14 protein-coding genes are annotated in these 13,569 nt (G+C 67.9%); 10 read left to right on the top strand and 4 right to left on the bottom strand.

Annotation, left to right across the window (positions count from 1 at the left end):
- Window positions 1-87: 87 nt before the first annotated feature.
- Together HUN08_RS03305 and phoU are read left to right on the top strand one after the other, a co-directional pair.
- A complete protein-coding gene (locus HUN08_RS03305) occupies window positions 88-2,040 on the top strand; it encodes an LCP family protein (RefSeq protein WP_174900964.1) in 1,953 nt (650 codons plus the stop codon).
- Between the two features lie 66 nt (window positions 2,041-2,106).
- On the top strand, window positions 2,107-2,787 hold the full coding sequence (phoU, locus tag HUN08_RS03300) for a phosphate signaling complex protein PhoU (RefSeq protein WP_124248629.1): 681 nt from the start codon (window positions 2,107-2,109) through the stop codon (window positions 2,785-2,787).
- Here the strand turns inward: phoU and HUN08_RS03295 are convergent.
- The 3 genes from HUN08_RS03295 to HUN08_RS03285 form a co-directional block, all read right to left on the bottom strand.
- On the bottom strand, window positions 2,771-4,348 hold the full coding sequence (locus HUN08_RS03295) for an HNH endonuclease signature motif containing protein (RefSeq protein WP_174900864.1): 1,578 nt from the start codon (window positions 4,346-4,348) through the stop codon (window positions 2,771-2,773). The two genes, phoU and HUN08_RS03295, sit on opposite strands and share 17 nt — an antisense overlap.
- 111 nt (window positions 4,349-4,459) lie before the next feature.
- Entirely contained in the window at window positions 4,460-5,356 is an 897-nt protein-coding gene (gene mshD, locus HUN08_RS03290) for a mycothiol synthase (RefSeq protein ID WP_124249008.1), read from the bottom strand.
- On the bottom strand, window positions 5,353-6,063 hold the full coding sequence (locus HUN08_RS03285) for a response regulator transcription factor (protein WP_124249009.1): 711 nt from the start codon (window positions 6,061-6,063) through the stop codon (window positions 5,353-5,355). Before HUN08_RS03285 ends, mshD begins: the two co-directional genes overlap by 4 nt.
- Before the next feature lie 117 nt (window positions 6,064-6,180).
- On the opposite strand from HUN08_RS03285, the gene HUN08_RS03280 reads away from it, so the two are divergent.
- The 5 genes from HUN08_RS03280 to HUN08_RS03260 all read left to right on the top strand — a co-directional run bounded on the left by HUN08_RS03280 (window position 6,181) and on the right by HUN08_RS03260 (window position 10,176).
- Window positions 6,181-7,101, top strand: a complete 921-nt coding sequence (locus HUN08_RS03280) for a DUF2993 domain-containing protein (RefSeq protein WP_124249010.1) — start codon at window positions 6,181-6,183, stop codon at window positions 7,099-7,101.
- A 287-nt stretch (window positions 7,102-7,388) separates the two neighbouring features.
- Entirely contained in the window at window positions 7,389-8,228 is an 840-nt protein-coding gene (locus HUN08_RS03275) for a sulfurtransferase (RefSeq protein ID WP_124249011.1), read from the top strand.
- A gap of 2 nt (window positions 8,229-8,230) precedes the next feature.
- Complete coding sequence (locus HUN08_RS03270; RefSeq protein WP_124249012.1) at window positions 8,231-8,536, top strand: DUF1416 domain-containing protein; 306 nt, start codon at window positions 8,231-8,233, stop codon at window positions 8,534-8,536.
- A gap of 315 nt (window positions 8,537-8,851) precedes the next feature.
- Window positions 8,852-9,619, top strand: coding sequence for a crotonase/enoyl-CoA hydratase family protein (locus tag HUN08_RS03265; protein WP_124249013.1), 768 nt, complete (start codon window positions 8,852-8,854; stop codon window positions 9,617-9,619).
- 44 nt (window positions 9,620-9,663) lie between these two features.
- Window positions 9,664-10,176, top strand: coding sequence for a hypothetical protein (locus HUN08_RS03260; RefSeq protein ID WP_124249014.1), 513 nt, complete (start codon window positions 9,664-9,666; stop codon window positions 10,174-10,176).
- Between the two features lie 24 nt (window positions 10,177-10,200).
- On the opposite strand, the gene HUN08_RS03255 is transcribed toward HUN08_RS03260, so the two are convergent.
- Window positions 10,201-10,743: a TetR/AcrR family transcriptional regulator gene (locus tag HUN08_RS03255; protein ID WP_124249015.1), complete on the bottom strand. Its 543-nt coding sequence runs from the start codon at window positions 10,741-10,743 to the stop codon at window positions 10,201-10,203.
- A gap of 44 nt (window positions 10,744-10,787) precedes the next feature.
- Here HUN08_RS03255 and zapE point away from each other — a divergent pair, with 44 nt between their 5' ends.
- The 3 genes from zapE to HUN08_RS03240 all read left to right on the top strand — a co-directional run bounded on the left by zapE (window position 10,788) and on the right by HUN08_RS03240 (window position 13,527).
- Window positions 10,788-11,762: a cell division protein ZapE gene (gene zapE, locus HUN08_RS03250; protein WP_124249016.1), complete on the top strand. Its 975-nt coding sequence runs from the start codon at window positions 10,788-10,790 to the stop codon at window positions 11,760-11,762.
- Window positions 11,763-11,867: 105 nt separating this feature from the next.
- Window positions 11,868-12,485, top strand: a complete 618-nt coding sequence (locus HUN08_RS03245) for an FABP family protein (RefSeq protein ID WP_124249017.1) — start codon at window positions 11,868-11,870, stop codon at window positions 12,483-12,485.
- 463 nt (window positions 12,486-12,948) lie between these two features.
- Window positions 12,949-13,527, top strand: a complete 579-nt coding sequence (locus HUN08_RS03240) for an endonuclease domain-containing protein (RefSeq protein ID WP_301546858.1) — start codon at window positions 12,949-12,951, stop codon at window positions 13,525-13,527.
- Window positions 13,528-13,569: the final 42 nt, after the last annotated feature.

Here is a 13,569-nt window from a genome sequence, read left to right as displayed (position 1 = left end):
GTGAGCCACCAGCCACCGGGTGATGAGTTCCCGGGCGGACGCCGACGCCGGCGCGCCCAGGGACCCGACACGCCTCCGGGCACCCGGGTGACTCCCTCTTCCGGCAACCCGCAGTCCGGCGCCCCGGACCCCAACGTGCTCCGGGAGCCGGCCAGCCGCGACCGGATCGTTCGCGCGCGCTCCCGGCTCACCGTCCGCGAGCTCATGGAGCAGCTGGACGCGACGCCGCGCGAGCCCCAGCAGGATCGGCCGACCACCTCGCAGTGGATGGATCAGAGCCAGCCGGTGTACCGGCGCATCGACGACGGCGGCCCCTGGAACAACGATGTCACGCAGCCGATCCCCGTCGTCCGCCGACGCGCGCAGGACCAGCCCGTCGACCTGTCGTCGACCGCCACCCACCGCCGGGTCCGCTCCGAATCGCGCCACCAGGTGCTGCAGCGCACCCCCGACCCCGTCGAACTGGCCACCAAGGGCCGGCTGACCGAGCGGGGCCGCCGGGAGCTGATCCGCCGCGACGCGCGGATCGCCGGTCGGGTCATCACCGCGGTGGCCTGCACGTTGGCGCTGGTCGGCACCGGCGTCGCCTGGGCGGTCAACGGGTCGGTCAACAGCTCGTGGCGCAACGTCAAGGCGATCGACGGCGAGGACAAGAACATCTCGCGCAAGGACCAGCAGTACGGCGACGAAAACTATCTGATCGTCGGCACCGATACGCGTGCGGGTAAGAACGCGAAGTTCGGCGCCGGTGACGCCACCGAGACCGAGGGTGCCCGTTCGGACACCATCATCCTGATCAACATCCCGGCGAACCGCAGCCGCGTCGTCGCCGTCTCCTTCCCGCGCGACCTGGCCGTCGACCGGCCCGACTGCGAGGGCTTCAACGACGACAGCGGCAAGTACACCGGGGAGCAGGTGACCGGCGAAACAGACGTCAAGCTGAACTCGGTCTACGCGGTCGGCGGACCGAAGTGCCTGGTCAAGACGATCACGAAGATCAGCGGCCTCAACATCAACCACTTCATCGGGATGGACTTCGTCGCCTTCCGCAAGATCGTCGACACCGTCGGCGGCGTGTACGTCTGCTCCACCACCCCGCTCTACGACTACGAGATCGGCACCGTGCTGCCCAAGGCCGGCCGCCAGAAGCTCAACGGCCGCAAGGCGCTCAAGTACGTGCGCGCCCGGATGGTCTCCACCGAGGGCAACGGCGACTACGGCCGCATCCACCGTCAGCAGCTGTTCATGTCCTCGCTGCTGCGCTCCACCCTCTCCTCCAACGTGCTGTCGAACCCCGCGAAGCTGCAGCGGGTGGCACGTACCTTCACCCAGAACAGCTACGTCGACAACGTCGACACCGAGTCGCTGCTCAACCTCGCCGATTCGATGCGCGGCATCGAGGCCGGCCGCGTCACCTTCATCACGATCCCGACCTCGGGCACCAGCACCGACGGCCAGAACAACGAGATCCCGCGCACCGAGGACATCAACGCCCTCTTCGACGCGATCATCACCGATCAGCCGCTGCCCGGCGAGAAGCCCAAGCCCAAGCCGACGAAGACGAAGGACGACAAGAGCGGTCAGCCGTCGACCCCCGGCGCGCCGCCGGTGTCGCCGACGACGAACGTCGTGGCGATGACCCCGTCGAATGTCGGTGTGCGCATCCTCAACGGCACCGATACGTCCGGCCTGGCCCAGCACGCCCAAGAGCAGCTGTCCGCGCGGGGCTTCGAGGTGCGCGGCATCGCCGACTCGAACACGAAGGTGGACCACACCGTGGTCCGCTACGGCCCCGACCAGCGCGACGCCGCCGGCACCCTTGCCCGTATGTTCCCCGGCGCCAAGATCCAGGCCGACCGCTCGGTGAAATCCGGCGTCGAGGTGATCCTCGGCAACGACTACACGACGTCGACGCAGCTGAAGTCCTACGCGAAGCCGGGCACGCACATCACCGTCGACCAGTTGCCCGCGCGGGTCGTCGACGCCGATCTGCCCAGCGACCTGGCCGTCACCAACGCCGGCGACGCGCGCTGCGAATAAGCCCGATCGCGGTCGATTCGGCATTGCGCACGACTCGGACGATCCGGACACCAGTAGGGTGGAGTCATGCGTAAGCGGTCCTCGAAGACCAGCGCGTACCAGGAACAGGTTGCCGCGCTGAACGGAATCCTCGGCGAGATGTGTGAACTCGCCGGGGGGGCCATGAATCTTGCGACGAGGGCACTGCTGCAGGCCGATCTGCCGATCGCCGAACAGGTGATCACCGATCACGACCGGATGACCGAGATGTCGGCCGAGGCCGAGAAACAGGCCTTCGCCCTCCTCGCGCAGCAGGCGCCCCAACCCGCCGATCTGCGCGCCACCGTCACCGGCTTCCAGATCGTCGCCGACGTGGACCGGATGGGGGCGCTCGCGCTCCACGTCGCGAAGGTCGCGCGGCGGCGGCACCCGAACAAGACCCTCCCCGAGGAGGTCGACGGCTACTTCGCGGAGATGGGCCGGCTGGCCGTCAAACTCGCGCATGCCGCGCGGGAGGTCCTGGACTCCCAGGACCCGCAGGACGCGCTCCAACTCGAGGACGACGACGACGCGATGGACGACCTGCACCGCCACCTGTTCTCGGTCCTGATGGACCGAGAATGGCGCCACGGCGTCGCGGCGGCCGTCGACGTCACGCTCCTCGGCCGGTACTACGAGCGGTTCGCCGACCACGCCGTACTCATCGGACGCCGGGTCGTGTTCCAGACGACGGGTAAGACCCCACAGCAGCTCATCGAGACCACGTAGCGCCCGGGTCGTCCCGGGCCTCTACGCCGCGTTCACGACCCGCTGCAGCACGTCTTCTACCTGCGATGATGTCGCGATAGGCGGTGGCCGGTCGCTGGGACTTCGTGATTGCCCGGTAGGTCATGGGCGGCGGTCTCGCGAAGATAGGACCGGGGTCGTGGACCCGGTTGACACGGTATGCGGTGCCGCTGCCCGCGAGCCGCCAACCGATCCGGCCGGTGTCGGGGCCGCTGGTGATGGGTCCGGTTTCCCATTGTCCGGGACGGTCGCCGACGTTGCGGTTGTCCGGTCCGCAGGCGGGGACGAGTTCGTCGAGGTTGGTCTCACCGCCCTTGGCGAAGTCGAGCAGGCCGTGATGGGCCTCGGTATGGGAGAACGGCCGCGTGCAGCCGGGCCGGGTGCATCCCAGATAGGCGCCGAACAGGGCCAGGCGCTGCGCCATGGTGGCCAGGCGCTTACCGCGGCCGAAGGCCAGGACTTCACGCGTGCAGGACGTGAACACGCAAAGCCACGGCACCGCATCGGCGGCCACCGCGATCAGATCACCCACCGGAATCATCGATCCCGTCGCCGTCGTCGCGACCCCGGCCCGCCGGGCCAGATCCCCTTCCTCGACGGTGATCACCAGTTGCGCCGGGATCCGGGTGGGGCGCCCCAAGGCTTGATGACCCAGGATCCAGTCGAGACCGTGTTCCAACCCATCGTGCTGACGCTGGGCCGCCGACCGCCCGTCACGGCACTGGGCATCGGCCCACGCCTCCCGGTCCGCCTCACCCAACTCGGAGAACGAACCGCGAAGCGAATCCGGGTCGGCCGGGTTGTTCATCCCGGGCTTGGCCCAGTTGTCCAGCACGACCTCGAGCTTCGCACGCAACGACGGCGTGAGATACCCGGAGATCTTGCTCATCAGCCGCTTATCCTGCCGGCCGATGACGATTCCCCGCATCCGCCGGCGATCCCGGTCGTCGGTCAGCTTTCCATCCGGATCCAGATGCGCCAACAATCGTTGCCCCAGCGGCCGCAAATCCGACGGGGCGACCTCGCGTGCCGCCCCCACCAAGATCTCGACCGCGGTATCCACCTCTTCTGACGACGTCGCGCACGGAACCCGCCCCAGCACCGTCTCGATCTCGCAAACATGATCAGCCGAAACCGCGCCCGCACCGACGGCCTGCGCGACCGACCCACGCTTGGGCGGCAACGCTTCCCCGGTCACCGCGCTCAACGGCCCGATCGCCTCGGCCACCTCCCGTCGTCGCTTCGCCTCCACGGTTCCCAACCGCAAATACTGGGCATAGAAGGTCTTCACCGACCGGTGACCCACCAAGGTGTACGCCGCCCGGCCGGCAATCTCCACATACAGCGCCGCATTCACTCCGGCAGCGCGACGCCACGCCGTCTCCAGGGTCTCCACACAGGAAATCACCTGCTGCTCGGACAGCACGCCCAACGACGACCCGGCGAGCTTCGCCACCGCAACATCGATCAGCTCCGCCAACTCGAGCGGGGAATCGGGCAACCGCCCGGCGATGCCCGGCCCGGCGGCGTCAACCTCGGCCATCAGACCCCCCTCCCCGATCACCCTTCGAATACATGTTCACCATACCAATACGGTGTGCGTACTGCAACACATGTTCGAAAGTGCACAGCGTCCGGGCTGACAGCGCAGCGCCTACCCGTAAGCGACGTCGACCCGGAAGGGCTCGAACCCCAGGTTCTCGTAGGTGTGCAGGGCGGCGGTGTTGTCGCCCTCCACGTACAGCGTGACCTCGGGGACGCGCCCCGCCAGGTAGTGCAGGCCGGCCAGCGTGAGCAGCCGGCCCAGGCCCCGTCCCTGTGCCGCCGGATCCACCCCGACGACGTACACCTCGCCCAGTTCCGGGCTCGCGACCTTGGTCCAGTGGAAGCCCAGGAGGCGCTGTGCGTCGTCGCGGTCGAAGGCGAGGAACAGACCGCGCGGATCGAACCAGTCAGCGCCGGTGCGCTCTACGATCTGCTCCTGCGTCCACCCGCCCTGTTCCGGGTGCCAGTCGAAGGCGGCGTTGTTGACGCGCAGGATTTCGCGGTCATCGGCCGGACCCGCGTAGGTACGCAGCACCACGTCGTCGCGCTGCGGCAGCGGCGGCAGTGGCTCGTCGTCGGCACCGACGCCGAGGTTGAGTTGGCGCAGCTCACGCCGCACGGACAGTCCCAGCTGCCCCGCCAGCGCCCGCGCCGCGGGCAGATCGCCGTGCGCCCACAGCCGTACCCCGGCGGTCGGTGCAGTGGCCAGCACCCGCTGCGCCAGGGATCTTCCGACGCCGTTCCCGCGCGCCGCGGGTGCGACGACGAGTTCGGCCGTCGACGGCTCACCGTCGCGCCCGGGGAGCACCGAGGCGTAGCCGATCACGGTGCCGTCGTCGGCGGTGGCGAGCAGGTGTTCGACCGCGGGACTCGTCGCACCCAGGGCGTTCACCGGGGCCTCCCCCAGTGCCTGTACCCCGTCGGCGGAATGGGACTGGACCAGCACGGCTCGCACCGCGCGCTGCTGCTCGTCGGACAACTGCTCTGCGCGCGCTATCGAGGTCACACTTCGAGTATCTCACCGTCGGACTCGGCGTCGGCGGCCCGTCGCGACGGTGCGACGGCCTTGTACCCGACGTTGCGCACCGTGCCGATGAGCGCCTCGTGGTCAGGACCGAGCTTGGCGCGCAGCCGCCGCACGTGGACGTCGACCGTGCGGGTGCCGCCGAAGTAGTCGTAGCCCCACACCTCGTGGAGGAGTTGGGCGCGGGTGAAGACCCGGCCGACATGCGCGACGAGGTATTTGAGGAGTTCGAATTCCTTGTAGGTGAGGTCCATCGGCCGCCCCCGCAGGCGTGCCGTGTAGGTCTCCTCGTCGATGGTGACGGCGCCCAGGCTCAGCGTCGCGGATTCCTCTTCTTGGCGCGGGGCCACCCGTCGCGCCGTCAGCATCCGCAGCCGCGCGTCGAGTTCGGCCGGGCCGATGTCGGCGACCAGGAAGTCGTCCAGGCTCCACTCCGCGTTGATGGCGATCAGCCCGCCCTCGGTCAGCACGGCGACGACGGGAACCGTCGCGGTGCTCGCCAACAGCCGACACAGATTGCGGGCGGCGGCCAGATCGGTCCGGGCGTCGACGAGGACGGCCTGTGCCGACTCGGTGGTCAGAAGCGCGGAGACATCGGCGGGGGCGCTGCGGACGGAATGGGCCAGAAGCGCGAGCGAGGGCAACACCGTGCCCGGGTCGGGGTGAGAGGTCAGGATCAACAGGTCCATCTCGGCTCCGCTTCTGCGTCGAGTCGCTCGACGGTAATCGGCGACGCGGGATTCGGGGCGCCAGGGTGGCGCCACACTGACATCAGCGGCAGCGGGATAGATGTAAGAATAACGCTGATGACACTCCCAGTTCACATCGACGACTCCCCGCGCCCGCGGCTGCGTGCGGCCGTCATCGCATTTGCACTGGTCATCGCTGTTATCGGGGCCCTGGTGACCATCGACACCTTCCGGGCCGGTCGCAGCGAGCACCGGCTGGCCGAAGCGCTGATGGCCTCCCCCCGCGTCGATTTCGAGCCCGAGGTGACCCTCGGCGGTTTTCCGTACTGGAGCCATGCGCGACGCGGCGAGTTCCCCGGGCTGACCATCACCGCGCGGGGGGTCGCCGCCGCCGGCCCGGCAGAGCTTGCCGGGGTGCCGCAGACCTGCGCGAGCACGCCGTGCCGCGCCGAGTTGGGCGTGCGGGCCGACGAGGTGAAGGGTATGGACACCGGCCGGTGGTCGGCCACCCGTCCGATCATGCTGACCGCCGTCACCGCGTCGGCGAAGCTGGACTCGGTCAACCTGGGCCGCATGCTCGACATCACCGACCTCGCCGTGAACACCCCGGCCCCGGCGAATCGGGCCGGCGGCGGCGGTCCCGGCGACGGTCTGCTCGAGCGCACCACCGGCGTCCTGCTCACCGGTACCGTTTCACTGCCGCCGAGCCGCCCGAGCCCGCGCACGCAGGTGCGCTATCCCCCGTCGTCCCAACGGTTCACCGGGCAGCGGGTGCGCGTGAGCGTCCTCGTCGATCTGGCCGTCGACGGAAACGACCTCGTCATCACCGCCACCGACTTCTACGGCGGCCCCGAGGAACACGCCGACGGCCGGGTGCCCGCGCAGTTCCGCGCGGCGGTGCTCGCCCGGTTCAGCGGCCGGGTGCCCTATCCGCGTCTGCCATGGGGAGTGTCGCCGACCAAGGCCAACAGCGCCGGGAGCGACATTCTGATCAGCGGAACGGCTCCCTACCTGACGGTCGCGCCGGACCGGTTCTGACGTCGCGACGCACTTGTTGTATCGTCGTGGCATGCAATCAGGCCGAGAGCTCATGCTCACTCGCCGCTACGCGATCGACTTCTGTCGTTTCGCGGCCTGTTGCTGTCGCTAGACGGTGGTCGCCCCCGCGCCACCACTTGACGATGGCGGCAGCGGATTCTCCCTTGAGGCTTCCCGTGCTCCCACTCGCAGACCCGCATTCGGGTTGCGAGTACAGGGCCGTCATCACCCCCCTGAGCCGTCCGGCTCACCCCCCCCAATGATTTCCGCATGTGAAAGGGACAACCATGGCACGCAACGACGTCCTGGTCAGCGCCGACTGGGCTGAGCAGAACCTCAACACCGACAAGGTCGTCTTCGTCGAGGTCGACGAGGACACCAGCGCCTACGACGGCGGGCACATCCCCGGCGCCGTGAAGCTCGACTGGAAGACCGACCTGCAGGACCCGGTCCGCCGCGACTTCGTCGACGCCGAGCAGTTCGGCAAGCTGCTCTCCGAGCGCGGCATCGCCAACGACGACACCGTCGTGCTGTACGGCGGCAACAACAACTGGTTCGCGGCCTACGCGTACTGGTACTTCAAGCTGTACGGCCACGACGACGTGAAGCTGCTCGACGGCGGCCGCAAGAAGTGGGAGCTCGACGGTCGTGAGCTGAGCGCCGACGCGGTCAGCCGCCCGGCCACCACCTACACCGCCAAGGCCGCGAACAACGCGATCCGCGCCTTCCGCGACGAGGTCGTGGAAGCCATCGGCACCAAGAACCTCGTCGACGTGCGCAGCCCCGACGAGTTCAGCGGCAAGATCCTCGCGCCGGCCCACCTCCCGCAGGAGCAGAGCCAGCGCCCCGGCCACATCCCCAGCGCGATCAACGTGCCGTGGAGCAAGGCGGCCAACGAGGACGGCACCTTCAAGAGCGACGACGAGCTCACCGAGCTCTACAAGGAGGCGGGCCTCGACGGTCAGAAGGAGACCATCGCGTACTGCCGCATCGGCGAGCGTTCCAGCCACACCTGGTTCGTTCTGCAGGAGCTGCTGGGCCACGAGAACGTCAAGAACTACGACGGCAGCTGGACCGAGTACGGCTCGCTGGTCGGCGTGCCGGTTGAACTGGGAGAGGGCAAGTAATCATGTGCGCAGCACCCAAGCAGGGGCAGGCACTGCCTGCCGGCGTCGACGTGGAGAAGGAGACCGTCCTCACCGGGCAGGTCACCGATGCCAGCGGCGCCCCGGTCCCGGGCGCGTTCGTCCGTCTGCTCGACTCGACCGGTGAGTTCACCGCCGAGGTCGTCACCAGCGGAACCGGCGACTTCCGGTTCTTCGCCGCCCCCGGCACCTGGACGCTCCGCGCGCTCAGCTCGGTCGGCAACGGCGACGTGACCACCACGCCGGAGGGCCCGGGCGTCCACGCCCACACCATCACGGTCGCCAAGTAGGCGCTGAATAGCCAGAACGGGTCAGCCCCGCACCGAGAAGTCTTCGGTGCGGGGCTGACCTGTCTCCGCCGACTGGGCACCCAACCCACGCCGAGTGGGCACTCCCCCCGGTGGTCGAGTGCCGTAGACGGTGGTCGAGTGCCGTAGACGGTGGTCGAGTGCCTTCGAGGCACTAGCCGAGAAGGTGTATCGAGACCGCGCCAGCCGAGAAGGCGTATCGAGACCGCGCCAGCCGAGAAGGCGTATCGAGACCAACCGCCGGCTTCACACCCAAATCAGCGTCGACCGAGCCACTCGTCGCTAGGCTGCGCGAACATGGGAGTCATCACCGAGCACGACGGACCCGTCACGACCATCACGATCGATCGGCCGGAGGTCCGCAACGCCGTCGACGGTCCGACGGCGCAGGCATTGGCCGACGCGCTGCGGACGTTCGAGTCCGACGACGAGGCGTGCGTCGCCGTGTTGACCGGGTCGGGTGGCACGTTCTGTGCGGGCGCCGACCTGGGCGCGGTCGCCGAAGGTGGTGAGCGCGCCAACCGATTGTCGACGGACGGCGACGGCCCGATGGGACCGAGCCGCATGCGGTTGACCAAGCCGCTGATCGCCGCGATCGAGGGCTATGCCGTTGCCGGTGGTCTCGAGTTGGCGCTGCTCGCCGACCTGCGGGTGATGGCGACCGACGCCGTCCTCGGCGTCTTCTGCCGCCGCTTCGGCGTGCCCCTGATCGACGGCGGGACCGTCCGACTCCCGCGCATCGTCGGACAGGGCCGCGCGCTCGACTTGATCCTCACCGGGCGGGCCGTCGACGCCGACGAGGCCTTCGCCATCGGCTTGGCCAATCGCATCGTCGAACCGGGGACGTCGCTGCGAGCCGCCCAAGACCTGGCCCGCGAGATCGCCGGATTCCCCCAGCGTTGCATGCTGGCCGACCGGGCGAGCGTCTACGCCCAGTGGGACCTCCCCTTCGACGAGGCGCTGCGCACCGAGTTCGACGGCGGTCTGCGCGTCGTCGCGAGCGGTGAGACCGTCGCGGGCGCGCAGAAGTTCCGGGACGGCACCGGGCGCCACGGAGCTTTCTGAGATTCCGGCAAACCCGACAGGGACGATGGCTACCATCGGCAGCCATGTCCACCGTCGCACCGCCGCCGCCGTCGTCGCCGTCGTCGCCGAAGAAGAGTGGGCCGAGGCTCCTCGTCATCGGCCTACTCGTCGTCGCCGTGGTCTGCGCCCTGGGTCTCATGGGCGGCGGATTCTTGGTCTACCGGAGCCTGCAGGACGTCGGCGCCCACATGTCGCCCAAGTCGGTGAGCAGTGAGAAGGTCCAGAAGGACTATCTCGACGTCGAGATCGGCGGCTTCGTCGTCGACGATCCGACGACGGGCCTCGGCCACCTGCCGGTCACCGTCCACAACAAGCATCGGGACGACTGGAAGTTCGAAGTCCACGTCACGGCCAAGCTCGACGGCAAATACGACTTCGACGACAAGGACGTAGCCCTGCGATCCGGCGAGACGCGTGTGCTCCGGTTCTTCGACCGAAAGCAGGAGCCGCCCTACTCCGCCATCACCGAGATCCCCGACAAAGAACTCCCCCGCGCACACTTCACGCTGCTGAAAGCCCAGCTCTACGGAGTCTGACCGCCCGGCGTCTCGGACCGATGTTCAGGCGAGAGAAGGGAAGGCGGCCGCCACCAACGCCTCGATGTCCCGCCTGGCGTCGGCATCCGAGTGGACTGCGACGAAGACGACGCCTTCGAGAATCGCGAGCAGCCGACGCGCATCGTCGTCAGGTGCGGACGAGCCATGCTCGACCAGCAGCCGACGAGCAGATTCGGCCGAGAACAAGCACCCCCTCAGGCGATCACGCGTGTCCTCGGCCAGGGTGGGATCGAGCAGCAGCGCCTGTCGTGCGAGCACGTCGGTCCGTCGCCGCTCGACCAGATCCGCCACGTACGCAGCCATGACGTCGACGGGAACACTGCCATCGACGATCGCCTCGTCGAAGGACTTCCGTGAACGCCACACAAGACGCTGTGCGGCCGCGTCGACCAGCGCCTCACGGCTGCGGAAATAGTACGAGGTGGACCCTTTGGGCAAGTCGAGGCTCCGATCGACTCCCTGATGCGTCACCGCATGGTTTCCTCCGGTCGCGGCGAGTCCCAGTGCGGCATCGGCGATGAGTGCACGACGGTCGAGGCGAGGCATGCGGCTATCCTATCGCAATCCTCTACGATGATAGAGTCATTGAGATGTGGAAGAGGACTGCGACGGCACCCGCCATGACGTCCGCCGAGTTGATCGCCGCCCTCGAACGCTGCGGCATAGCCCCCGACGACGCGCAACGTGCGGCATGCGACACCCTCGTCGGCGCCGACTCCGTCTACCTCGTCGGCCCCGCGGGCCGCGGCAAGACGGCAATCCTCAACGCCTTCGTGACCTGCTCACCCGCGCGCAGCGTCGTTCGCACCCACTGGCACGACTTCTTGCGCGACCTTCACGTTCTCATCCGCTCGTCGGGCGGGCTCGCTCCGGCGCTCGAACTCTTCCTCGGATCGGCCGGCATCCTCGCCTTCGACGAACTGCACGTCGATGACCCCGCCGACGGGATCTTCTTGCACGGCCTGATCGATCACCTCGCAAAGCGCGGCGTCCGACTTGTCGTGACGTCCAACGACCGTCCCGACGACCTGATGCCCAACCCCCTCTTCCACGACTCCTTCCTCCCGACCATCGACCTCATCAAGACGACTTGCACGGTGATCGACCTCGATTCCGGCATCGACTACCGCACCCGCGCCGATCACTGCACCGGATTCTCGACGGGCAGTTGGCGACCGCCGGCACCCGTGCCCGACGGCTCTGCGCGCCCGGTCGCCGTCGCCGGCCGCCAGTTCACGGCGTGGGACGCCGCCGGGGAGCACCTGGGGGTCGCCTTCGACGAGATCTGCGGACGTCCGCTTGGTGCAACCGACTACCTCGATTTGGCGCGCAGATTTCGGAGGTGGACGATCAGCGACGTTCCCGATCTCGTCGACACCGACCGAGAAGCAGCTCAACGGCTCGTGCACCTCGTCGACGTCCTCTACGACCGCGACGTGCCGACGACGATCACCAGCGCGGTCCCCCGAGATCGGTTCGCCCGCACCGGACGGCTTCCGGCCGGTGCGCCGCGCATGCGCAGCCGATTGGCGGCTCTGCGCGACGACGATCTGACGACCGGATAGAATCGGCTTCGTGGAACACTTCTTCACCGCGCTGCTGGTCCTCTGCACGATCCTCATCACGTGGTTCGGCCTGTACGCCATCTACCGCCTCATCAACGACGAGTCGTGACCCGCTCGGGCAACGAGGCAATCGACCAGGCCGCGTCGATCGCCGAGACGACCGGCTCGCGCAACCTACCGTCGTGGGGTGATCTGCCGCTGCCCGCGGACACCGCGAACCTCCGCGATGGCGCGGATCTCCATTCCGGACTGCTGGCCCTGCTCCCGATGGTCGGCGTCTGGCGCGGCGAGGGCGTGGCACACGGACTCGGTGACGACGGGGCCGACCTCGCCTTTGCCGAGCAGATCATCGTGAGCCACGACGGGCAGAATTTCCTCAACTGGCAGTCGCGTTCCTGGTCGGTCGACAACCGCGGCGGATTCGTCGCCCCGCTATTCCGCGAGTCGGGATTCTGGCGGATCAGCGAGGACGACTCGATCGAACTCGTCCTCGCCCACGCCGAGGGCGCCGTCGAACTCTTCTACGGCAAGCCGCTCTCACAGACCGCCTGGGAGGTCGCCACCGACGCCCTCGTGTGCTCGGCGACCGCCCCCAAGCTCCACGGCGCCAAGCGCCTCCTCGGCATCGCCGAGGACGGTTCGCTCGCCTACGTCGAAGAACGTCTCGTCGACGGCGAACTCGCTCCCCGACTTTCGGCAAAGCTCGACCGCTACGCCGGCTGATCCCCCGACTGGGCACCCCGTCCCCGCCGAGTGGGCACCCCAACCCCGCCGAGTGGGCACCCCAACCCCGCCGAGTGGGCACCTGAACCGTACCGACTGGGCACCGCCGATCTGACGGTGACAGCCGACTATGGATCCGTTTCGGCGGTTGGTGCGTCTAAGTCACATGGACACCTTTCAGGACGAAGCAAAGCTGGAGCGATTTCGACGAGCAGTCGGCCGAATCGAGATTGATCGAGAACCACAGGACACTCGCTGTCTCGACGGGAACACCGAGGTACGGCGCGCCCAGGTACTCACTGCTCGTGAACGAGTCGTCGCGACCGCATCAAGTTCACCCGGGCGCCCAGTCGTCGCGGGAATCGCTGCCTCTGTGTTGCACGGCAGCCTGTGGTTCGACCCCGAGTTCCGGATAGAACTACTCCACGATCTGAAAGGGTCCAGCCGACACGGAATAGGCCGGATGACGCACCGCTATCAACTGGCGTCGTCGGAGTACATGGAACTGGACGGCCTGCTGGTGACGACGCCGATCCGCACGGCATTCGACATCGGTCGAGTCACACCCGAATGGCGGGGGCTCGGCTACCTGGACGCACTACACCGCGCGACTGCGTTCTCGATCCCGGCTCTAGTCCGCTACGTCGAGGCTCATCCTGGGTGGCGACACATCCGCCAGCTAAGAGCGATCGCGCCATTGATCGACGGGAAGGCGGAATCCCCGCCCGAAAGTTGGCTACGCCTGTTGATGATTCGCGGTGATCTGCCAGCGCCCGAAACCCAAATCGTCATCCCCGATGACAAAGGGTATGAATTCGCTCGCGCCGACCTAGGCTACCGAGAGCAGAAGATCGGCATCGAATACGACGGCGACGAATACCACTCCACTGAAGCGCAGCGTGCCCACGACGAATGGCGCGATACGAAGTTACGGAACCTCGGCTGGAAGGTGATCAGAGTCGACGCGAGGCGATACTTCGATGATCCGTGCGGCATCCTCGTCGAAATCGAAAAGGCACTACACGCCCGGGGTGCGTACTGAGATGCCCACTCGGCGGGGTTGGGGTGCCCACTCGGCGGGGTT

This window comes from Gordonia sp. X0973 (assembly GCF_013348785.1).
Taxonomy (GTDB): Bacteria; Actinomycetota; Actinomycetes; order Mycobacteriales; family Mycobacteriaceae; genus Gordonia.
The sequence above is the reverse complement of the archived record's forward strand: the minus strand, read 5'-3'. Positions and strand labels throughout refer to the sequence as shown.

Excerpts from the sequence above, each read along its gene's own strand:
- phoU (WP_124248629.1), top strand. The coding sequence starts at position 2,107 with ATGCGTAAGCGGTCCTCGAAGACCAGCGCGTACCAGGAACAGGTTGCC.
- HUN08_RS03295 (WP_174900864.1), bottom strand. The coding sequence starts at position 4,348 with ATGGCCGAGGTTGACGCCGCCGGGCCGGGCATCGCCGGGCGGTTGCCC.
- HUN08_RS03285 (WP_124249009.1), bottom strand. The coding sequence starts at position 6,063 with ATGGACCTGTTGATCCTGACCTCTCACCCCGACCCGGGCACGGTGTTG.
- HUN08_RS03280 (WP_124249010.1), top strand. The coding sequence starts at position 6,181 with ATGACACTCCCAGTTCACATCGACGACTCCCCGCGCCCGCGGCTGCGT.
- HUN08_RS03275 (WP_124249011.1), top strand. The coding sequence starts at position 7,389 with ATGGCACGCAACGACGTCCTGGTCAGCGCCGACTGGGCTGAGCAGAAC.
- HUN08_RS03270 (WP_124249012.1), top strand. The coding sequence starts at position 8,231 with ATGTGCGCAGCACCCAAGCAGGGGCAGGCACTGCCTGCCGGCGTCGAC.
- HUN08_RS03265 (WP_124249013.1), top strand. The coding sequence starts at position 8,852 with ATGGGAGTCATCACCGAGCACGACGGACCCGTCACGACCATCACGATC.
- HUN08_RS03260 (WP_124249014.1), top strand. The coding sequence starts at position 9,664 with ATGTCCACCGTCGCACCGCCGCCGCCGTCGTCGCCGTCGTCGCCGAAG.
- HUN08_RS03255 (WP_124249015.1), bottom strand. The coding sequence starts at position 10,743 with ATGCCTCGCCTCGACCGTCGTGCACTCATCGCCGATGCCGCACTGGGA.
- zapE (WP_124249016.1), top strand. The coding sequence starts at position 10,788 with ATGTGGAAGAGGACTGCGACGGCACCCGCCATGACGTCCGCCGAGTTG.
- HUN08_RS03240 (WP_301546858.1), top strand. The coding sequence starts at position 12,949 with ATGACGCACCGCTATCAACTGGCGTCGTCGGAGTACATGGAACTGGAC.